The sequence below is a fragment of the Pedobacter aquatilis genome (genome assembly GCF_032678405.1).
Classification (GTDB): Bacteria; Bacteroidota; Bacteroidia; order Sphingobacteriales; family Sphingobacteriaceae; genus Pedobacter; species Pedobacter aquatilis_A.
Genome location: NZ_JAVTSJ010000004.1, coordinates 32,837 through 56,102, shown reverse-complemented (window position 1 = coordinate 56,102; position 23,266 = coordinate 32,837). Strand labels below are relative to the sequence as shown.

The 23,266-nt window shown below is 40.3% G+C and carries 15 protein-coding genes; 2 read left to right on the top strand and 13 right to left on the bottom strand.

Translation table 11 applies throughout. The annotated features are described in order from the left end of the window. Positions 1-5 precede the first annotated feature (5 nt). The 6 genes from R2R71_RS11830 to R2R71_RS11805 form a co-directional block, all read right to left on the bottom strand. Positions 6-3,227, bottom strand: a complete 3,222-nt coding sequence (locus R2R71_RS11830; RefSeq protein ID WP_316831478.1) for an efflux RND transporter permease subunit — start codon at positions 3,225-3,227, stop codon at positions 6-8. Between the two features lie 6 nt (positions 3,228-3,233). Beyond that, positions 3,234-4,625 (bottom strand): TolC family protein, encoded by a 1,392-nt coding sequence (locus R2R71_RS11825; protein WP_316831477.1) that lies wholly within the window; start codon positions 4,623-4,625, stop codon positions 3,234-3,236. A 113-nt stretch (positions 4,626-4,738) separates the two neighbouring features. Further along, entirely contained in the window at positions 4,739-5,113 is a 375-nt protein-coding gene (locus R2R71_RS11820; RefSeq protein ID WP_316831476.1) for a hypothetical protein, read from the bottom strand. 216 nt (positions 5,114-5,329) lie between these two features. Beyond that, positions 5,330-5,797, bottom strand: a complete 468-nt coding sequence (locus tag R2R71_RS11815; protein WP_316831475.1) for an Lrp/AsnC family transcriptional regulator — start codon at positions 5,795-5,797, stop codon at positions 5,330-5,332. Positions 5,798-5,837: 40 nt separating this feature from the next. Continuing rightward, positions 5,838-6,725, bottom strand: a complete 888-nt coding sequence (locus R2R71_RS11810; protein ID WP_316831474.1) for a DMT family transporter — start codon at positions 6,723-6,725, stop codon at positions 5,838-5,840. 122 nt (positions 6,726-6,847) lie between these two features. Then, positions 6,848-8,725 carry a LuxR C-terminal-related transcriptional regulator gene (locus R2R71_RS11805; RefSeq protein WP_316831473.1) on the bottom strand — a complete coding sequence of 626 codons (1,878 nt, stop codon included), beginning with the start codon at positions 8,723-8,725 and terminating at the stop codon, positions 6,848-6,850. 212 nt (positions 8,726-8,937) lie between these two features. On the opposite strand from R2R71_RS11805, the gene R2R71_RS11800 reads away from it, so the two are divergent. After that, the gene (locus R2R71_RS11800) at positions 8,938-9,270 is read left to right on the top strand and encodes a DUF4870 domain-containing protein (protein ID WP_316831472.1); all 333 of its coding nucleotides are present in this window, start codon (positions 8,938-8,940) and stop codon (positions 9,268-9,270) included. A 190-nt stretch (positions 9,271-9,460) separates the two neighbouring features. Continuing rightward, positions 9,461-10,000 carry a hypothetical protein gene (locus R2R71_RS11795; RefSeq protein ID WP_316831471.1) on the top strand — a complete coding sequence of 180 codons (540 nt, stop codon included), beginning with the start codon at positions 9,461-9,463 and terminating at the stop codon, positions 9,998-10,000. Between the two features lie 18 nt (positions 10,001-10,018). On the opposite strand, the gene R2R71_RS11790 is transcribed toward R2R71_RS11795, so the two are convergent. The 7 genes from R2R71_RS11790 to R2R71_RS11760 form a co-directional block, all read right to left on the bottom strand. Then, positions 10,019-11,875 carry a beta-galactosidase gene (locus R2R71_RS11790; RefSeq protein WP_316831470.1) on the bottom strand — a complete coding sequence of 619 codons (1,857 nt, stop codon included), beginning with the start codon at positions 11,873-11,875 and terminating at the stop codon, positions 10,019-10,021. Between the two features lie 32 nt (positions 11,876-11,907). After that, entirely contained in the window at positions 11,908-13,161 is a 1,254-nt protein-coding gene (locus R2R71_RS11785) for a DUF2264 domain-containing protein (RefSeq protein WP_316831469.1), read from the bottom strand. Continuing rightward, positions 13,149-14,339 (bottom strand): glycoside hydrolase family 88 protein, encoded by a 1,191-nt coding sequence (locus tag R2R71_RS11780; RefSeq protein ID WP_316831468.1) that lies wholly within the window; start codon positions 14,337-14,339, stop codon positions 13,149-13,151. Before R2R71_RS11780 ends, R2R71_RS11785 begins: the two co-directional genes overlap by 13 nt. A gap of 31 nt (positions 14,340-14,370) precedes the next feature. Next, positions 14,371-16,320, bottom strand: coding sequence for a heparinase II/III family protein (locus tag R2R71_RS11775; RefSeq protein ID WP_316831467.1), 1,950 nt, complete (start codon positions 16,318-16,320; stop codon positions 14,371-14,373). Positions 16,321-16,327: 7 nt separating this feature from the next. Beyond that, entirely contained in the window at positions 16,328-17,848 is a 1,521-nt protein-coding gene (locus tag R2R71_RS11770; RefSeq protein WP_316831466.1) for an alpha-L-fucosidase, read from the bottom strand. 66 nt (positions 17,849-17,914) lie between these two features. Next, entirely contained in the window at positions 17,915-19,675 is a 1,761-nt protein-coding gene (locus R2R71_RS11765) for a RagB/SusD family nutrient uptake outer membrane protein (RefSeq protein WP_316831465.1), read from the bottom strand. 18 nt (positions 19,676-19,693) lie between these two features. Beyond that, positions 19,694-22,993 (bottom strand): TonB-dependent receptor, encoded by a 3,300-nt coding sequence (locus R2R71_RS11760; RefSeq protein WP_316831464.1) that lies wholly within the window; start codon positions 22,991-22,993, stop codon positions 19,694-19,696. Positions 22,994-23,266: the final 273 nt, after the last annotated feature.

Below are 23,266 nucleotides of genomic sequence, written 5' to 3'. Positions count from 1 at the left end.
TGGCATTAAATTTTTGATTTTCTTGGCATTAAATTAGGTTCCTCCAGGTTCGATTTGCGTTGTACCCAGGCAAATACCTGTGGCAGGATAAATAAGGCAGCAAGGGTAGAAAACAGCAATCCACCTATCACCGCCCTACCCAATGGTGCAGTTTGCTCACCCGACTCGCCCATACCGGAAGCCATTGGAATCATTCCTGCGATCATGGCAAAGCTGGTCATCAAAATCGGTCTTAAACGAATACCGGCACTCATTACCGCAGCCTTCGTGGCATCCTTGTACTCCAACCGAAGTTTTTCGGCATTGGTAACGATCAAAATTGCGTTGGCCACCGAAACGCCTGTCGACATGATCATACCCATATAACTTTGTAGGTTCAGTGTAGATCCGGTTAACAGTAAAGCAGCAAGTGATCCTAAAATCACTGCAGGAACAGTAGAGAGTACTGTTAAAGAGAGTTTAAACGACTGATAATTCGCTGCAAGCAGCAAAAATATCACCAATATAGCAAAGCCCAAACCACCTTGTAAACTGGATAAGGTTTCAGTAAGTAAACTCGACATACCTTTCACTTCAGCAGTCAATCCTTTTGGTGGCGTTCCTGCTTCACTAAGGGCTTTCTGAACCGCCGCAGTTGCTGTTCCTAAATCTTTTTTGTGAATGTTAGCACTTACCGTTAAGAAACGTCTGGGGCCTGTACGGTCATATTCACCGGGAACATAACTCGTATTAAAAGTCGCAATATCACCCAGCACCGGACTACTCTGCCCTTTTACCAAAGGAATTTCTTTCAACTCATCCATGGTATTCATTACATATTCCGGTACTTGTACCTGTACCTGATAGGTATAGGCCGTTTTTTCATCCAGCCATTGGTTTTTCTCCGTAAAACGGCTTGAAGAAGTACTTGCTGTAACGGAACGTGCTATATCGACCACATTTAAGCCAAACTGCGCAGCTTTTAAACGATCTAAAGTGATCGAAACCACAGGAATATGTAGTGGCTGCGAAATCTGTATATCCCTCAGGTAATCAATTTTTTTCAATTGCTTGATTACTTTATTTGAAAACGCTTCAATCTGGTTCATATCCTTACCTGCAACCCTGATTTCAATTGGCGTAGCTGCTCCCTGACTCATGATTTTTTCGGTCATATCAATTGGTTCGAAGGTGATGCGTAGCTCAGGCAGTTTGTAAGCAATATTCTTCCTCAATGCATCTTTCAGCTCATCCATATTTACCTTGTAATCTTCATCGAGATTTACCTGCAATACGGCTTCGTGTGTTCCTGTATTGAAAATATAGAGATTACTCGTTCCATAACTGCTGGGTATAAGCCCCACATAGCCCGAACTTACTGCCACGTGATTGTCTACGGTTTGATTGATAATGGCTAATACCTGCTTAAATTTCTCTTCCGTCCGTTCCAGCCGGGTACCATCAGGTGCCTTAATCCGAATCTGAAACTGCCCGTTGTTCAGTTTAGGCATCATATCTTTACCTATAAATACAAAACCCAATCCGGCAAGGGCTACTACGCCAAAAAGGTAAAACAGCACAACCATTTTCTTCCTTGGCATCAATTTGTTGATCGTAGCGATGAATCTGACTTTAACTTTCTCAAAAAAGTCGTTGTTTTCCGGCGCTTTCTGTTCAGCTTCAAGATGTGAATTCACCTGTTCTTTTTCCCGCTCATCCAAAGCTTCACCTGCGTGTGCATGGATGTCGCCATGGTGATAGTGCTGATAGCGCTCAGCCTTTATCATCCAGTTGCTTAATATCGGCACAAGCGTTTGTGCTACAACAAATGATACAATCATGGTAAAACCTATTGATAATGATAACGGCAGGAACATCGCTTTCGGGATTCCGTTCATCATGAATGATGGCGCAAATACAGCCAGGATACATAATAAAATGAGCAATAAGGGAAAGGCAATTTCCTCACAGGCATCGTAAATGGCTTCACGCTTGGGCTTACCCATTTCCAGGTGTTGGTGTATATTCTCAATTGTAACCGTAGCCTGATCGACCAGAATACCAATAGCAAGGGCCAGACCACTCAAAGTCATGATATTGATGGTTTGACCAAACATCCCTAAAAGCAACACCCCGATCATAATCGATACCGGAATGGTGATGACCACAATTAAGCTACTTCTTAAATCTCTCAGAAAAAGCAGTACCATCAGACCGGTTAACAATGCACCTAATCCTCCTTCGGTAATTAAACTTTTTACTGAATTGATTACGGCAACAGATTGATCGAACTCATAAGAAATATGAACATCATCCGGCAAAAGGCTTTGCATTTCTGGAATTTTGCTCTTTAATGATTGCACAACCGACCAGGTAGACGCATCAGCAGTTTTAACAACCGGAATGTACACAGAACGTTTACCATTAATCAGGGCATAATCTACAGTGACGTCGGCCGCATCAGCTACACGGGCAACATCTCTAACTAAAATTGATACACCGTTTTTAGTGGCAATTGGAATCTTATTAAACTCATCTACCTGCTTTACCAGCGAGTTCATGGAAGTCACCATCATGGTATTGTCCAGACGTAAATTACCCGAAGGCGACATGACATTAAACTTCGATAATGCCGCGACTACTTCATCTGGTGTAAGGTTATAGCTCCTGAGTTTGCTCGGATCTACACTAATGGTAATGGAACGTGAATTGGCACCAAAAGGTGGTGGTGCCGACAACCCCGCCACTGAAGAAAACATCGGGCGGATACGTGTTGCCGCCATATCGTAAATCTCCTTTAAGCTTCGGCTTTTGGCCGATAATACCAACTGCCCTACAGGTAAAGAAGATGCATCAAAACGTACCACCTGAGGCGGAAGTGCACCGGGTGGGAAAAACTTCATGGCCCGGTTAACCTGTAAGGCCACCTGTGCCGAAGCCTCGGCCATATTGGTGCTTTCATAAAAACTGAGTTTAAGCATGGTTAAACCCTGGATATTCTTTGCGGTAATATTCTTTACTCCATTTACATACAGAAACTGATCCTGTAATCGTGTTGAAAAGAACCCTTCCATTTGCTGGGGCGACATGCCTCCGTAAGACTCAATAACGTAAATGGTTGGCGCATTGAGCTGAGGAAAAATATCAATCGGAATTTTAAGCGCACTCAGCACTGCAAAAATGAGCAGGCTGGCGGTAATTACAACTGTTGTAATCGGCTTCTTTAAAGCCGAGGTAACCATCGACATATATATTTATTTTAAAGAATTTAATAAGGAATCTATTTGATTGGTTGCGATTGCTTTTTGAAAAAGCGCACGACTGTACAGGTATTTCGCATTTACATAATCCGTTTCTGCCCTGTACAAAATATTCAATGCGGCATTGAGTTCGATAATATCCGTCAATCCGTTTTTGTATAAGGAAAGTTTCTGACGATACCCCGAACGGGCGGCCTGAAGTTGTTTAGGAATTTCTATCAATCGCTTATGCGCGGTTTGTAACTCCACATCAGCCTGTAATGATGAATTACTTAGCAATTGCCTTTCCTCCTGCAAGGCTTTGAGGTTATAAGTACTGTTGGCCTTTTGTGTACGCAATTTTAATTGCCTTCTTTTCAAGTCGAAAAGATTATAACTCACACCAATGCCCACGAAATAATTTTGCCGTTGCCAATCAAGTCCAGTGCTTAAACTATTGAAATTGTCATTGGCATCAATACTCGAGCCTCTCGACCAGGCCGCAGCCTGCAGGTTAATTTTGGGGTTATAAGATTTCCGCACTAAAGCCTCCTTTTCCAGACTGATTTGATAACTTTTGCGATAAAAGTCCAGCAAAGGATGCGAAGAGCTGTCAGTAAGTTTTACGGAAAGGCTGATTTCAAGCAAACGTAGTTTATCAAGTAAAGCGGTATCAGCAATAATCAGGTTCCGGTTAATACCACTGATGGCTTCCATATCGAGCTGAATCTTTTTATAGGTATTTTCAAGCTCAATATAATTCAGTCTCGATTTCGAAAGCTCTGCTCCTGCGATACTGGTGTCTACTCCCGGGCGGATACCACTTCTGGCAAGCGAGCTGATGGAACGGTTAATCTGATCATTCCGTTCGATGTTATTGTTCTGTATTTTAAGTAAATCCTGAATTTTCATTAAACTCAGGTAATCATCTACCGCAATGGCCTTTAGCTGGAAACCACTTTGCGCAAATCTTGATTTCTCTGCTGCTACCGAAGCTTTAGCAACTTCATTAGCGGCCTTGTAAGCGCCAAAATTATATACTTCCCAATCGAGTGAAACAATGCCAAGGTTGTTCAATGATGCCTGCATATTGCTGGCCGTTCTTACCCCACGCGAATTTGATGGCACTAAACCAAAAGCCATATAAGGTCCCGCAACATTGTTATTTGAACCCAGGTCTGCCTGGTAGCTCAGCTTTAAATTGGGTAAGGCGTTGGCATTTGTTTCTTTAAGCAAAGATTCGCTGATTTGAATAGCAGCAGAATCAGCAGCCAGTTTAGGCGAAAAAGCGATCACATGATCAAGCAAATCGCGAATGGCAAGTGGTTTGGAAAAATCCTGGGCGCTTGCCTGCAGCCCAAAACATAAGAAAAGGAAGAAACAGGAAACCTGTTGAATTCGTTTCATTTCAAAAAAATGTAAATCAGAAAAAGATAAATTAATAGTTACAGGTTAGGGGTAAACGAAAGCAATTTATTGCCATGTTTAGCACCATCCTGTTAATAAGAAATTGGAAAATCTCAGATTCTGAATACGCTTACAGAAATGTAAATGGGAATATTTTGATGAACATTACGGCTGTTTGGCAGCAGTATGGGATTATGCCTGAAAAGCGATACAAAAAGACCAACAACAATAAATGCACTAAGCAGCAAACTTATCTGCGATAAGGCGGGTGCTTTTTTTCGTTCTTCTAACACACACTTAAACTGTCGGCCAAGCTCAGTGCCTTTAGTTGCCAGGTTAACGCTGGTTTGTTTATCGAAATGATTATTTGAAGTATTGAGTACTGAAAGATTTGGTAAAAGAAAGATATTGGAAAGTGAAATTAACAGATAAAATAGAACAACTCCGAATATGGAGAAGTGATATGTCTGTTTATTCTCTGATTTCATCTAACCTTTTGCGCTTGTTCGTTTATAAACACTAAAGTGAGTATTTTGATTGAAAAGAAACTTTATGATAATGTAAAAAAAACATAGACATTAGCTGATTATCGCATTCCATAACCAGTATCCGATAATAATAAGAGTAGCTTTTAAACCTTTAGAATGATCTTTGCTTTTGTTAAGATTCTTCCCTGAAACATCACAAATTTGCTCAAAAAAGATTTAATCATTGATATTAAGCGGAAATGCAAGACCAACCTTCCCCAGTTCCATTGCAATAATTGTACGAAAGCGTTTAATATTTTTATTTGCAAAGAATATACGTCTGGTTAGTTTTTCATAATCGGCCATAGAAGGAGTTATAATGACCAGTATAAAATCAGATTCGCCTGTTACATAATAACATTGCTGAACTTCGGGGGTAGATACGAAAGTTTGCTTAACTTCATCAATCAGCTCAATTTCTTCGCTATTCAAAAATACTTCTACAAGGATGGTGATGGGGTTTCCCACAAGCTCACGGTTAACAACCGATATGTCTGACATGATGATACCATCTGCCCTCAATCGTTTAATCCGTCGTTGTACTGCTGCCGCAGAAAGCCCTACCCGATCTCCAATATCGCGTTGTGAAGTTTGATTATCTATTTGCAATATTTTTAAAATTTCCAGATCAAATTTATCCTGCATAAAACCCGTTTTATCCTACAAAACTGCAAATTAGTATTGATTATTTTCGCTTGCTTAAAAGAAAGATAGTAGAAACGATTAGCAGGCTGCCCATCCAATCAATAAGGATAAACGATGTCTTAAGCCATGTAACAGCAATTAATACTGCAACAAGTGGTTCGGCTGATGCAAGCAAGCTTGCTTTCTGTGCCCCGATTATTTTAGCCCCGCTTAAATAGGAATAGAAAGCTATTAATGTTCCAAATACGATGATCATCGCTAAACTTATAATGGTTTGAACATCCCAGATTCCTTCAATATCCCAGGGGGAATGAACGAAACAGAAAACAATTCCTCCAATCAACATGCCCCAGCCTGCAACAATTGAAGAATTATAACGCTGCATTAACTGCTTTGGTTGAAGTGTGTATAAAGCCAAAGTAAAGGCAGAAGCAATTCCAAAGAACAGTGCTTTTGAAGAAATTGAAAGGCTATCAAAGTGACCATGGGTAACCAGTAAAAATGTTCCTGTTACCGCCATGAGTATTGCCAGCAATTCTACAATGGGCGGAATCCGCTTGTTTTTTATCGCCAGATATATCGCAATAATAATTGGCCCAATGAACTGCAATACCGTTGCTGTAGCCGCGTTGGAATACTTAATTGCTGCAAAATAGGTGTACTGAACACCAAGCATACCCGCAACGGCAAAAATCAATAGTTGAATAATATCTTTTTTACTTTGCCAGATCTCAAAAAGATATTGTTTTTCTCCAAACCTGCCGAACAACAATAAACAGCAACCTGATATTAATAACCTAACGGTGATTAACCATTCAACATTTACGTTTCTTTTATTAAAAAGAAATTGTCCGAAAGTTCCCGACACTCCCCATAATGAAGCTGCCAATAAGGTTAGTAAAACTGCCTGCTTATAATTTAATTTCATAAATACATTCGTCATATAATAATTGACGGCTGCAAAAATAAATCAATAAGAGATTGTAATTTCAGCAAATTAAGGTGTCGATTTGCAATTTTAACTCGCATACAATTACAACTGAATGTGTATTATTCAGGTTCCTGATAACGCTTATCATACGAGCGCACAACTAAATCGAGGTTGTCTTGCTTTTTTAAACCTAGCTTTTGTTTTAACCTATACCTTGCCATACGTATACTTTTTGGCTCAACACCCAAACGGTTGGCAATTTCTTTGTTATCGAGTCCCATTAAGATATACGAGCAATACTTAAGATCGAGTTTGGTTAGCACCTCTCCAGCACGTTCTTGCAATGCACTAAAAAATCCGGGGTGGATATCGCCGATGGCGTTGTGCTGGTCGGCGCTCTCCCGGTCCATACGCAGGTTTTGCGTAATAATTCGGCCAATACTTCTGGCTGCAACGTCGGCAGAACTTTTCGACTTTTCTTTTAGCAATTCGAGTATGGTATTTTTTTCTTCAATTTTGAGTGTACCGGCAAGTAATTCACGTTCCAGCCATTCAGTCCGGTCTTGTAGTAATGCCTGTTGCGCGGCAATACGTTCGCGTTCCTGCTCACCCAATGAAGCCAGCAATTCAGCTTCCTGTTTTTCCTGGAGCGAAATCAGCATCCGCTGCTGCGAAGCCTTAAGTTTATAATGATAAAAACCAAGTAACAATGCCAGAACCAGTATACTTGCTGAACCAATAGCGACATACAACCAGTTAATCTGTCTGTTTAAATTTGCCCGTTCGCGTAGTCTTGCAATTTCAAGGTTACGTTGTTCTGCCTGGTATTGTTCTTCCAATTGTTGTACTGCAGTCAGCTTTTGGGCATCAAATACCTTTTTATAATACTCGATATATTGTTTGTAATAGTTTAAGGCTCTAGTTTTATCGCCACTTTGTTCGGCCAGATTGGCCAACCCCATCATCATTCTTGAACGGGTAATATCTACACCCGGTATCGAACGGTTAAGTTCAGCTATGCCGGTAAGCAAATAGTTTTCTGCATGTTGATATTGTCCATTCCGCATGGCATATTCACTCAGTATCCCATAACAATTGGCAATAACTTCAGGCGTATTTGTTTTCCTCGCTATGGTAAGCGCATCATTAACATATCTTTTTGCGCTATCCTGAAACTGCGGTGGAAAATATTTAAAATAGATATTAGCCATATTAAGTGCCGTTACCGAAGCATTGCTTTGAAGCAGGATTTTTCCCTGGTTAAGGCGATAGGTATTTCCCGCTTTGCGATAATAATAAATAGCCGAATCGAGCAGGTTTCTCCTGGAAACATTTGCTTCAAAAGCAGAGAAAAAACTATGTGCAAGGGTCATGTAAGCTAGCTGAATATCATCAGGGTATTTACTTTTCCGGGCCATCTGCAAAGCAGCAAGTGCATACTTGTGTTGTTTAAGTGTATCGCTTCCATAAGCGTATATACTGGCAGCATAATGGTTAATCAGTGTACGGTAACTAAATGCTTTTGGGTTCTGAATCTCTTTGAGTAATTTATCCGACTTAATAAAGGCTGCCATGGCTTTTTCGTTATCACCATTGGTGAGTTCGAACCACCCTTTTCTAAACCATGCAAAACCACTATAAATTCTATTCGTTGATTTCTGGCTATATGTTACGGCGCTATCAATATAAAGTGAAGCTTGCTTTTCCTGCCCTTTTCTTGCTAAAAGATGCCCCGTTGTAGCATAACAAAAGGAAATAACGCCTTTGTCTTTTTCCATCTTGGCCAAATTAGTTGCATTCATGGCCAAACTGATCGCCTTTTTTACATCGGTTTCGTAGCTGGCCCTGGCTAATTCGGCCATAACAATGGGTTTATCAGCTTTTTCTGTTTTTGCCAAAACGGCTTTTAAAGAGTCGATAACCAGCTGCTGTGCTTTTGCGGTTACAACAAATTGAATGGATAAAATATAGAGGAGAACAGCAATTTTCTTTGTCATTTATCGGGTAGAATGATTGTTTTATAATGGCAATAGATTTAAACGAATATACATTTAACAAAGCATTGTATATTTTGTTGTAGACGATTTGTAGACGCCCAGTTTCTTAATCGTAGACGTATTGTAGCCGCTGTTTCTTTGGCTGGAGATAGCCTGAGGCCTAATTTTGTTTTCAGATAATTTTATTTCTCAATCTAAAAAAAAATCTAGTTATGTCAAACAAAACGATGGCCATTCTGGCGTATGTTACCATCATTGGATGGGTGGTAGCTTATTTACAGTACAAAAAAAGTAAGGATAGAAATCCGCTGGTAAATTACCATTTGGGACAATCTTTAGGTTTAATTATCTCAAGCTTTGTTCTGGGAATAATATTAACAATTGTGGTGAGTATAATTCCATCACTTTATTTCCTATCCCTTATCCTAAGCGTAGCAACAATTGTTTTTTTATTGCTGGGTATTGTTGCAGCAAATAGTGAGGTAAGTAAGCCGCTTCCCGTTGTTGGAAAATTATTTGAGGGTAAATTTAATTTTGCCAGCTAAAATTCCTGGCATCTGGGCCATTTCATCAGGAACCACAGTACGAAATCCCATGCCATAAAATGATGATGTATTAATGTCTCTCCAGCTGCCCAAGGTGCCACTGTCTTTGCGTTTGACAGTGGCTACCCAGGCTGTGCTGCTTTTTGGGAAAGAAATCTTTCTGTATAGGCAACAACCTAATCCAGTAGTTATGAAAAGTAATGAACAAAATGTATTAACCCATAGCGAAACCAAATTTAGTACGGGTAATACAACATTGAAATGGGGTATCTGGTTATACGGTTTTTATGCTTTGTTTCTGCTTTTAGAATGTATAGATTTTCTGGCTTACCTGCATACGCCTGAACTAGGCTATAGTCCTACCTATAACATTGTACATGTTGCTTTTTTTATAGTTGAACTTATTGTTTATGCTTTCATTGTATTAGGATTAATTATTCAATTAAATCTGACAGACAAAAAACCTTTAACAGTTATGACTACCGTGCTGCTGATTACAGGAATCAGGATGTTCATGATTTATTACCTTTACTGGCAAACAGAACCTGAAGTACACTTTGTTCCCTACATTTATAAAAAATCGAATGAACTGAGTGGCTTTGTGAGGGGAACCCTCCTGCCTGCTCAGATCATCTGGGGAATTGTATGTAGCTGGATATGGTTTAAGAACAGCCAAAAACAGCGTCTAAAGCGACTGTCAATAAATGAACTGAAAAATATTCAAACCTAAATCATAAACAGTCTTGGTCTACATTTTATCAAGAACCGGACTGGCCCCCGTATTTATCGATTTATGAATAACGTCGTTTTTTTGTTCAAAGATGACGATATCATTTTTACCAGCCTTCAGCCAGCATCCTGGTACATAAAGTGTTTGCTGTGGCCCTGCATTCCAGTAACGACCAATGTTTATTCCATTGATGAAAACGATGCCCTTACCCCATTTTTCCATGTCCAGAAAAGTGTCGCCAGTTTTTGTCAGGTTAAAACTGCCCTGATAAAGTGCTGGTCTTTCTCGCTCAGCAGTATTTTTTAATCCTTTTAAGTCTGGGGCGTTTTCCATAGGCAGCTTAAACATATCCCAATTTCCGGTAATGTTTTGGCCATTTATGATTACAGGTGAAACAATACCTTTTGCGCTGTTGATAATTTTTGCGCCGTAATTTATCCTGCCCATATTTTCGACCAGAATATCTAGCGTAGCATTAAATGGAATATCAATATCGCATTCATATTTTTTATAATAGCTGTTCAGTTCTGCTACCTTAACGCCATTAACATATACCAAGGCATAATCCCTTAATCCATTCAGTTCTAATTTTCCACTTATGGGCTGGTTAAATTTCTTACTGTACCATACATAACCGTGCCCCTGATTAAGTTCTTCGAATGTTAATGGTTTATCTGCATTTACAGGTGTTATTCTATTTTTTATATCCTCCAGGTCTACCGCTTTATCCAAAACAATTTCAGGTATGGTAATTACGGGAATACGTGCCGGAACAGCAGGTGTTGTTGTAGTTTTGAGCATACTGCGCAAAGTATCGTATTTGGCCGTGGCCCATCCGGCTTCGCTAATTGGCGCATCGTAATCATAACTGGTTAAATCAGGCTGAATATCATGTTTATTATCATAATTTGCGCCCGAAGTAAAGCCAAAATTAGTTCCGCCATGAACCATATAATAATTAAAGGAAACACCAGCATCCAAATATTTCTGTGTTTGCCTGGCTACCGTTTTATAACTGACTTTCTGAAAAGGTTCTGCCCAGTGGTCTAGCCATCCGGGATAAAATTCGGCTACCATATAGGGCCCTTTTCCGCCATTAAATTTATTAACTGTTTCCTTGAGTTTTGCTACATCATCTTCACCATTCGCAGTAGGCAATGCGCCAGGCAAAGCACCACCCTCAAACAGCCAGCTTCCATCGGATGTAAAAAAAGGCACATTGAATCCAACATCTTTTAACTGTTGAAAAACAGCTGCACTGTATTTTTTATGATCTTCGAGGCTGATATCTTTTCGTTGCGACACATACGAACCAAATTCATTTTCTCCCTGAACCATAATAATGGGTCCACCGTTGCTAACCAATAAGTCCTTTACCTGACCATAAAGAGCGGTAAAGTAGGCCTTTGTGGCAGTTAGGTACTGTGTATTGTTTCCACGGATAACCATTCCCGGAACCTTTGCCAAAAACCAGGGGTAACCACCAAATTCCCATTCCGCACAAACGTATGGGCCTGGACGAAGAATTACAAATAAACCTTCTTCCTGTGCAGTTTTAATGTACTCGGCCACATCTTTATTACCCGATTTAAAATCCCACACACCCGGAGCTGTTTCATGGTAGTTCCAGAAAACATAAGTAGCAACAGCATTTAAACCCATTGCTTTCATCATCTTTAAACGATGGCGCCAGTATGGTTTTGGAATACGTGCATAATGCATTTCTCCGCTATGAATCTGAATAGCTTTACCATCAAGTATAAAACTGCCATTTTCAATTTTAAAACTATGTGGGGGTTTTGCAGGTTTTACCTGTGCCTGCATTTTTAAACTAAAACTGGCGAGCATTAATAACAAAAAGGTGCTCTTTTTCATGTATTTTCTTTTTAACAGCATTCAATTAAAGGCTAATATTCAACTTTATAATCTTTTTTTAAGGCCTGGCCGCTCCATGCTTTTACACTTGTCCAGGGCGCAGGGGCATCCGCCCAGAATTGATTGCTGGCAGGTAAACCCAAAGTTAAAAAACCAAGCGTTGCCATGTATAAACTACCCGTTGATGTATAAATGTCGGCAACCATTGGCTGATGGCCATTAAAGCCTAAAACCAGCCAGCCTTTATCATCGAAATTCTGGTTTCCTTCGTACATATTATGCATTACTTTTGTTAAAGCACTCCGCACTTGTCCGGGTTTTATATCATCAGGGAGTTTTTCCAGCAAAGCGGTTTGTGCAAGTGCCTGAAAAACGGCAGTACGGTAAGTAATGGAACGGCCGTATGCCGGATAAGTACCATCAGGTGCAATAACTCTTTCCAGGTATTCAGCATATCTAACCATTCTTTTTTCAGCTAAATCATAATCTGCCTGCGAGGCTTTCTTTTTATCAACCAGAATTTTAAGCAAATCAACCAGCATTGGGTGTATTACATAAGAATTATAATAATCCATGCTAAATTTTTCACCGTCGCTGTACCAGCTATCGCCAACATACCACTCCTTCATTTTATTTACCGCAAACTGAATCCTCGCGGGGTCGTACTGTTCACCAATGCTTAAGAGAAAACCTTCCGTTAAACCAGCAAAAAGCAACCAGTTATTATAGGCACCACTCCGGTTTCTCAACGACTTAAACTCTTCAACAAATCTTTTTTTAGTAATGGTATCCAATGGTTCCCATAATGCTTTCGGCGCCCTTATAAATGCCTGCGCTACATAGGCTGCATCTACTATAGGCTGATTTTCATTGCGGTAACTTATGTAATCAGGACTTTCCGGATTAACTGAATTGGCAAGCCCTTTTAATAATTCAAGGCGCATGGTTTTACGCATTTTTCCTTCTTCGGTGTTATCGTCCGGTAATGCAAGCCATGGTGCAACCCCTGCCATCGTACGTCCTAAGGCTTCCAGATAAGTTACCCTGGTTAAGTTCAGTCCATAATTGACATTATGCTCCAGCGGCATGTTCTTCTTTAAAGTTTCATTCGCCAGGTTGTGAATAACCGGATAGGCAATTTTATATAGGCTCTTTACCCAAAAGCTACGTTCCTGAAGCCCTGTTGCTGCTTGCTTCTGCTGTGCACCAACTGTTTTACAAGTAATAAAAAAAATGAACAGCAATCCATATTTCATTTTCGAAAACTTCTTATTTACAAATACCATTTTTTATATCTTAATAAAGCTTCGAGGTAATAATAGTCAGCATAAACCAAAGGCACGTCAATTTCACTGTTTAAAGGATACGCCCCGGTGCTGTGCATTAATAAAAAGCCTCCGTTATCACCAAGTTTAGCCCTGTATGCAGGACTTGCCAGTGCATAAATCATAGTTTCTGCAGCAGTTTTGAATACTGTTTTTTCCTGGGGCGATGAATACTGACCAAGTTCAAGTAAGGCCGAAGCAATTAATGCTCCTGCCGAAGCATCACGTTTGGCATAGGGAATCCCCGGTGCATCAAAGTCCCAGAATGGAATTTTATCGGCAGGCAAATTTGGGTGGTTTAATATAAAATGAGCAATACCTTTGGCTTGTTTAAGGTAAGCCTCATCTTTTGTAAACCGATACATCATGGTATAACCATACAAAGCCCAGCCTTGTCCACGTGCCCAGGCAGAGCAATCTGCCGCACCTTGCCAGGTTGCCTTTCTTTTAATAGCACCTGTTTCAGGATTATAATCAATAACATGGTATGAACTGAAATCGGGCCTGAAATGATTTTTTAAAGTTGTATTGGCATGTTCAACAGCAATTTCCTTAAATTTCCCTTCTCCTCCATTTTCACTTGCCCAGTTTAGCATTTCAAGGTTCATCATATTATCAATAATCACAGGACAATCCCAGTATTTATTTTTATTCCACGACTGGATAGATTTTATTTTAGGACGATAACGTGTTGCCAGCGAGGCTGCTGAGCGCTGTATAACCGTCTTGTATTCCGGATTGGCAGTTAAACGATAGGCATTCCCGAAACTGCAATACATCATAAAACCTAAATCATGGTTGCCTGTATAAGTCTGGTTTGGCTCGATAACTTTCAAAGCCTTTTCTGCCTCGGTCTTTACTGCTGCATCATGGCTTTGTTCGTACAAATACCATAAACTCCCTGCATAGAAACCACTGCACCACCACTTGATATCGTAGTTTACGGGTTTTCCATTTTCAAAACTTTGAGGGGTTTTACCGTCAGGTATATTTTTAGCCAATGTTTTATATTGCTGTATAGCGAATTTGAATTCGTCGTTTATTAATTGCGCCATATCTTTTTTCGGTGCTTGGGCAAAACCGATGCTGCCTGTTATTAAAATCAGGAAAATAGGAATGCTAATTTTCTTTAAAATCATGAGGATTGATGTGTGTTTAAAAGCGGTATTTTTATTGTTTTTTCGCCGCGTGTAATGATATTTTATAGGTTGCAACTTTGCCTTTTTGTTTGGTGATGAAACGGATGCGATAAATTTTATCGCCCCATGCCGCAGCAAGTCTTGTATCATCTACCTGTTGTTCATCTATTTTTACGTCGAATTGTTCGGTGTTATAATTAAGAACCATATCTTTTCCGAGTATCAGGCTGTTCCCTTTAATTTCTACAGTTAAAGGACTTATAAAATTCAGTTCCGTTGGCGCCTGATAACTTTTCAGAACAGCTTCATCGATAAGGCTTATTTCATTTTTTGTCCTGTTAAGGGAAATAGTTCGTTTCCATTTATCAACTGCCGCAGCAACCGGATAAGCTTGGGCAATATCCATAGCAACTGTGGCCATGCTGGCGGTATTCCCGAACTTAAAATTTGCTGCTGCATAAGACTTACCATCATGTTGCTGAACACCATTTATGGTAGGGCAATTGTGCCACTGCGATTGTACGTTCCAAAGCTCATAGCGTTTGCTGCTAAAAGTTTTACTGGTATATACGCCTACGCCAACGTCGATTAATACAGGTTTTCCGTTATTGTAAACTATAAAATTACCAATATCGTTGTGGTTGTGGCTTTCGGCATTATTCCCTCCCTTTGCTGCAAAAAACAAACCCTGCGTGCTTCCGGCTTTTTGCCTTGCATTGAAAACCTGCAAATCCGGAAATACTGCATATAAAGGATATGGTGCAGCAGCATCGGTACGCGAAAGTGCCTGATAACTATTCGATATTGCCAGAAAATCGCTGATATCATCAGATGAAATCTGCCTGTTTGCTGATTTAAAAAGAAAGGCAGCATAATTTTTAAGTTTCTCATCCTTAAACATTAAACCATACTGGTAAACGCTTTCCGGATTCTGTCCATATCTGGAAAAAGCGTCAGCAAAGTTAACAACATAGCGGTCAGCGATATGCATATTATAAGTGTAGCTGCCGATCCTGTGAATAAGTGGTTTATCATTCCAGCTCAGTTTCCCTCCCGATGCTTCATTTAGTATGGTCATTAACCTGATGAGTCTGCCTCCGGCCATATCCCAGTAAGATGGTCCTTCATCACAACCTCCGTCCTCCGGGTACTGGTTAATAAAGTTATCTGTGCTCTTTAAAATTTTAGGGATTATCGCATCAAGTTGTTTACCAGGTTCCATTGTAAGCATTGCCGCCTGAAGGCTGTTTGCATTAATATAAGTGTTCCAGTTGTTTACCGAATTACCTTTAAAGCCCATCCACCAGAAGTTATCATATTTAAGGTAAGGGTCAAAAATCCTGCGGTTTAGTTCGTATAGTATTCTCCCGTTAATCACTTTCGAATAAGCCCCTAATTTTGGAGCAAGTACGTTATAAATTGTGGCTACCGTTAGTGCTGTTCTGGAAGCATTTAAATCGATATATGGATTTTCTATGTTGGCTAAATCTGCACCTTCTTTTTGGACAACAATATGTGCCGGAGCAACCCAGGTACTTTCCTCAAGAATTAACCAAAGCCCGTTTACAATCTGAGGGATGTATTTGCCTGTATTGCTAATCAGCTCGCCTGCTACCAGATGCGCCAGTATTTTACGTCGCTCTCCCTGCAAATTTTCATAGTTAACCCTTGTGCCCGTCAATTTATAATCGAGGTATAAAGATGCAGGTAAGGATGGCCAATTATACTGAAACGCTTTATCGGCCTGTTTTAAAAGTTTTTGTTTTGTACTGTCGGGTAAATCCTGTACAGCTTTAATTGAGCTTGCTGCCTGTTCACTTTGCCAGCTTTTAAGGTCAGGGAATGCTTCTGCAGCAGCGTAAACCTTATCGTATGCCGAATTTAACCAGTTTCTTTTAACTACCTGCTGTGCCCCTGTATTTAAAACAAAGAATAGCATCAGGCCAAGCAGAGCGTTTTTTTTATATTGAAAAATGTTCATGTCTTATTTAGTTTTTATATTCATCCGGTTTTAAATAATATAACCCAAATTCCGAAAGTACCGGATTCAGTCTTGAAGACAATATTTTAAACCTTACTTTATTGCTGTTGATTTCTTCGAATTTCAGCAGTCTCTTGTATCCGACAGTAGTACCGTTTGCAAACGTTTTCCATTCGTTACCGTCAAAATATTCAGCTGAAAACTTTTCTATTCTCTGGCCAAGGGCGATATTTTCCTGTAGCGCCAGAATATTGAACCGGACTTGCTCTTTCCACGAAAATTCAATTGATAATGTGCTGTCATTAGCCGAAGGGGTTATACTGGTTTCAGGTTTACCATCATAAAGCCTATTGAGTTTGTTGCCATAAAGGCCATTCCGCTCAGCATCCTTAATCAGGTTATGATTAAATGTGGTTTTTAAAAGTTCAGCAAAAGCGGCTAAATTTTTCGCATCGCTTTCGGCGATCAATCCTTTTGTATCAGGAGGAATATTTAAAAGCAAAACGCCATTTCTACCAACCGACGTAAAATAAATATTCATCAATTCCCTGGCTGTTTTAACCTTATGGTCTTCTGCGGGATGGTAAAACCATCCAGGTCGGATGCTGACATCCGTTTCAGCCGGGTACCATACCAAACCTGCGGCATTCATAATTTTCGAACGGCTTCCCCTGTCCTGATCTTTATAACTACCTAAAACACCCGGAATTACATTAACATCTTTTTGAGAGGATGCTGCTATCTTTTCCTGACTTTGTTCAGCCACTGGCAAAACACTCCATTCTGTCTCTCTACCTACACCCGATTCTGTTCCTACCCAACGTACATCAGGCCCCTGAACAGCAATAACGGCTTGCGGCTGAAGTTTTCTGATAAGTGCATACCAGCTGTTAAAATCGTAAACTTGTTTTTTCCCGTTAGGGCCTTCTCCATTGGCACCATCAAACCAAACTTCATCAACTTTTCCATATTGCGTTAGTAATTCCCTGAGTTGATTGGTGAAATAGGTATTATAATCATCGGAACCATATGTTGCGGAGTTTCTATCCCATGGAGAGAGGTAAATTCCAAACCCTATATCATATTTCCTGCAAGCATTGGCAACCTCTTTAACGATGTCGCCCTTACCATTTTTGTATGGTGTATGTTCGATGGTATGTGTGGTGTATTTACTCGGCCAGAGGCAAAAGCCATCGTAGTGCTTCGCCGTAATGATAACCTGCCTGAAGCCGGCATCCTTAACTACTTTTATCCATTGTTCGGCATCGAGCTGCTCCGGATCGAATATGGAAATATCTTCTTTCCCATCGCCCCATTCTTTATTGGTAAAGGTGTTTATCCCAAAATGAAAAAATGCTGTTAATTCCAGTTGCTGCCACCGCAATTGCCTTGGCGTAGGAACTACCCTTGCTGCCTTGGCAATAATTGTTTTTTCATTGTCTGTTTTATCAATCTTTACGAAACTTTTTTGCTGTGCATTTAACCTAAAAGCCATCAACATCAAAAATAAAAAGTAAAGATTTTTCATAGGGAGTTTAAAATTTAAAAAAGGCCGCCACCGCCATGGCGACCTAAAACTAACCAAAATAACTATTTAATTTATCCAGCCCGGGTTTTGTGTAAGGTTTGGATTTCGCTCGATTTCTACTGCAGGAATAGCCCAATTGTATAAATAATCACCTTTAAAGGAATAAGCATATACTACTTTTCCCCAGGCTTGTTTTACACCGTTTCCGGCATAAAAAACTTTATCTTTCCAGCTTTTCCACCTCATCTCGTCAAAGAAGTTGATACCTTCATTCGGGAACTCAACCCTGCGCTCGTTACGGATTCTTTCTCTTAAATCGGCCTGGCTCGACACAAAAGTTGGCAACGCTCCGTTGGTATTCTGCAATAAGGCTACACCGGCACGGGCCCTTACCTCGTTTACCTTTGCTATCGATTCATTGGTTAAACCTTGCTCATTAAGTGCTTCAGCCCACATTAAAAGCACATCGGCATAGCGGATTAAAACCATGTCGGTAGGCCCGTAATCCCTCGCAGGTGTTTCCGCTGTTCCTTCGTAAACATATTTTCTATACAGGTAATAGAACAAACTCTGCGTATCGGTACGTAAATCGCCGTTTGTGGCTGCCTCTGCACGGTAAGGCCATCTTGAAGTTACTACAGCATTAGCCCCCGCAAATACCCCCACATAAGTAGCATATGGGGTAATTACATTTGCAGCTAAACGCGGGTCACGGTTTGTGTAGGCAGCAAGCAGGCGTGCCTCATTTCCCGTAGGTAAATAAAGACTCATCTTTGCTCCCCTTGTTGTTGCTGCTGTGATTTCTGCGGCTGTTAGATTGTTTCTTAAAAAATAAACTTCACGTTCGGCAACAGTTAAAGCGGAATAACCGGGAATGGCAACATTCCAGTCAAATTTGGAACCATCGGCATTTTCATATAAATCGACAAGGTTAGGTGAAACGTGATAGGTATTCCAGCAAGAGCCGAAAGAAGAACGTGTTCCGCAATAAAACTGCGTGTCCGAACCGAAACCGGAAACACCAATATTCTGAATGGAGAAGATCATTTCGCTGGCCTGCTCATTAGCCGTTTTAAATAGGTTTGCATAACTGGCAAACAAAGTGTAACCGGCATCTTTAACTTTGCTGAAATCAGCAGCAGCCAGATCCCATTTCTGTGTATATAAGTAAGCTTTACCTCTTAATGCATAGGCTGCACCCTTCGTAATATGGCCATACAATGCATTACCACTCTGGTATCTGTCTGGAAGATTTGGTTCGGCAATTGCCGCACTAAGGTCGCTTACCACCTGCGTCCAGACTTCAGCTTCGGATGAACGTGCTTTCGTGGCTTCAGCAGCAGTAAATGGCTCAAGGTATATTGGCACCCCTTTATACAACTGATTTAACCTCAGATAGAAATAAGCTCTTAGAAATTTACACTCTGCAATATACCTGGCCTTCTTTTCAGCAGATGAAGGCGACTTCAAAGGGATATTTTTAATGGCATCGTTTGCCCTTTGTATACCTTCATATAAGTTTTGCCAGTGCGAACTGAAATAGCCATTAGAGGCCGTAATGGTGCCCGATAATAATGACTCGGCTCCGGTTGTTTGCCCGGTAAAACCTAATGCATCCATTTGATAAAGCTCCAGTCCTGAAGCACCCCCCGATTGGATTCCGTACCTCAGCAATGCGTACACACCGGTTACGCCCTGATCGGTAAGGTTATCTGTAGTCCACATTGTTTCCGATGCGACCTGTGAATATGGTGCCGTTTCCAGCAAATCTTTTTTACAGCCTGCTAAAGTTGCAAGTGTAAGTATTATGGTAAATATCTTTTTCATTTTAATCTTTCTGAATGGTTAAAAAGTAACATTTAATCCTACCGAATACTGGCGCATGGTTGGATAGCCGATTCCTGAACCAATTTCAGGATCTAAGCCCGGGTATTTAGTGATCGTCCACAGGTTTTCTCCTGACACGTAAATTCTCGCCCTGCTCATTAAAGCTTTTTTAGAAATCTTCTCAGGAAGTGTATATCCTATCTGCAGGTTTTTCAGCTTCAGGTACGATGCATTATACAGGTAAAAATCACTTGCAACAGCCGCATTCTGTGCGTCGGTAGTATTTTTCAAACGAGGATAATGCGCCGTGATATTATTTGCCGGATCTGCCGGGTTTGCATCATTGTAATAATAGTGATCCTGGGCAATTAATGTACTTACCGCATTACCTAATGAAACGATAGAGTTGTTATATCCGGTAGCATTCCAGTAATACCACATGCCTGCACTTCCCGACCACAGCATAGACATATCAATATTTTTATAAGATAAATTTAAACTGAAACCATAATTATACCTTGGTGTTGATGATTTGTTTAAAAACTGGGCATCAAAAGAGTTTCCATATAAACCGTCTCCATTGTTATCAGCATAAATTAAATCGCCATAATAAATTTTGGTCTTGCTAACGCCATCAGCTGGAAGGAACCTGTATCCCGCAGCAATCATTGCATTTAACCAGGCCATATCGTCTGGCGTGCGAATCATACCGTCTTTTGGTCCTCCGTTAACATTAACCTTTCCATCAGTAAAATAGTTACCGGTACCTTTATAAACGGTATGAAGGTAATATTCATTGATTTCGTGGCCTTCCAGAATACGGTTTGAACTTCCGCTGGAAACATTGCCAAGGTTCGAAGTATATACAGTATTTCCTGATGCATCAGTGGTGTAACCGGCATTTAATAAACCTTTATATTTTGAAACCCTGTTAAAGTTATAAGCAAAGTTTCCTGAAACACCATATTTAAAATCGCCCTCCTTTCCGTTGTAACCTAAGGTTAATTCCACACCTTTATTAGATACTTCGGCAATGTTCTGTGTAGCTGCAGTTGCTGTTCCAGTAGTTAAAGGGATAGTTGGTGTAAATAAAATACCATCGGTATATTTCTTGTATAAATCGATTTCGAAAGTTAAGGCACCTTTAAACAGGTTACCATCTAAACCAATATTGGTGGTGGTAGTGGTTTCCCATTTCAAATCATTATTGGCAAATTTGGTAGATACTAAACCTGTCGACTGCAAACCATTATAAGAGTAGTTTGTAGCCCCGTAAACAGCTTGATAATCATAATTTCCTGATGCATTGTTACCTGTTTTACCCCACGATGCCCTTAGTTTTAAATTACCAACATATTTATTCAGGCCTTCCATGAAAGGTTCTTCTGATATACGCCATCCGGCAGATAATGCAGGGAAAAAGCCCCATCTGTTATCAGCCGAAAATCTGGAAGAACCATCATACCTGAAAACACCTTCAAGCAAATACCTGTTCTTGAATGCATAGTTTAAACGGCCAAAATAAGAACGTAAAGCATAATCATACTCATCGCCCGATGCTGAGGTTAGCGTTGTTGCAGCATTTAACGTAGTAATGGTTTCATCAATCAGGCCTTTTTTACTCGCCCCAAAGTTGTAATAGTTGTAATAGTATTGATTGTAACCTGCCAGCACTGCAATATCGTGCACTTTAGCAATCGTTGTTTTATAGTTTAAGATGTTATCAATTGTATAAGCGTAATTTTTATTAAAACCGTAACTAGTACTCAGCTGATCAGGTGTTGTCGCAGCAGTTTTTAAAGTATTGCTGGCAAAGTTCCAGCGCTCGTTGGTAATGGAATGTGAGTTAGATTCTTCCTGGCGGGCCTGGTAGTTAAACCTGGTTTCGAAATTTAATCCTTTTACAATGTCGAACCTTGCAAAAAGGGTTGTGTTTATACGTGTTTCATTGTCATCTCCCCCGGTGCTGTACAAGTATGATGAAATATTGTTTGCAGTTGATGATTCTTCAGCCGCTGCTGGAAAACCGTATTTACCATTATAAACTGGGTAAACACCTGGTGTAGTCTGACGTAAAAAGTTAAATGCATTGTCAGTACTCGCCAGTCCAAAAGTTTGTTTCGAGGCAAAAGTTTGCGTTCCAACTGTTAAAAACTTGGCTACCTTCGACTGGAGGTTAATTCTTAGGTTATATTTATCCGACCCTGTATTTGCCATTGTACCCGGGTTGTTAATGTAAAATGCGGAAAGCAAATATTGGGTATTTTCGTTACCACCGTTTAAAGAAAGATTGTGTTGTTGGGTGAAGTTATTCTCAAAAATTGCCTTAGCCCAATCGGTATTCGGATAAGCTACATAATTAGGAATACCTTGTGCGGTGAAACCATCAGGATTTGCATTAGCAGCCGCCCACAATGCCATAGTTGCATCGGTGTACACTGGTGTTTGCCCCAGGTTACGATAACCCTCATTAACCAGCTGCATATGTGTAATGTAATCTGTTACGAAAGTTGGCAGATTAGCTGGTTTTGCTACCGAACCAAGTCCGCTGTAGGTTACTGTGGTTTTTCCCTGTTTACCTCTTTTTGTGGTAATGAGGATTACACCATTGGCCGCAAGTGAACCATAGATAGAAGCAGCTGCCGCATCTTTTAAAATGGAAACAGTTTCCACATCATTCGGATTCACGGCATCCATGCTGCCTACAATCCCATCCACAATGATTAATGCATTATTGCTGTTCAAGGTTCCAGTTCCACGAATACGGATGGTTGCACCATCCGCACCTGGCTTTCCTGACGATTGACGTACGAAAACACCAGAACTTAATCCGCCAAGCGAAGAAGAAAGATTGGTAACAGGACGGTTTTCAATTGATTTTGCATCAATCGTGGCTACAGACCCAATTACGTTCACTTTCTTTTGTACGCCATAACCAACCACAACAACATCGTTCAGGCTGTTATTCTGGTCTTGTAAAACAACATCAAGTTGAGTGCTAGTGCCAACGGTTAACTCTTTTATATCGTAACCAATGTAAGAGAAAACAAGTACGCTTTGCGAAGAAGGTACACTTAAAGAAAATCTACCATCTCCGGTACTCATTACTGCGCTTGATGTCCCTTTGATTTTTACACTTACTCCGGGTAAAGTTTCCCCCTTTGTATCTTTAATGGTTCCTGAAATTTTAATACCCTGGGCCATGGCTGTAAATGCCGTAAACCCCAGCAGCATAATGAAGAAGAAAAATCCTGCCGGCCATTTAGAAAGACCTGGCTTCATTTCTCCGGTTTTGAAATGTTTGTAAAGTTTATCCATTTTTTTTAGTTGATTTAGCATTGGTTTGTTAATCGCAAAAAATTACAGGCACAACCTATAGCAATAATTTGCCCTGAACATGGTTCGGGGTTTTCGTGAAAAAGGATATCGGCTTAAACGGTTTGGTTTTGCTTTAATATTTGGTTAACTCAAAATTGTGGACATAGAGCGTGCTGAGCGGGGTAAAATCCTCGCTAATTAGGGGTGAAATTCTATTTTAACAACTTTTACCTGCTTTTTTTTCAGATAAAAAATAAAATTTGATTTAGGACA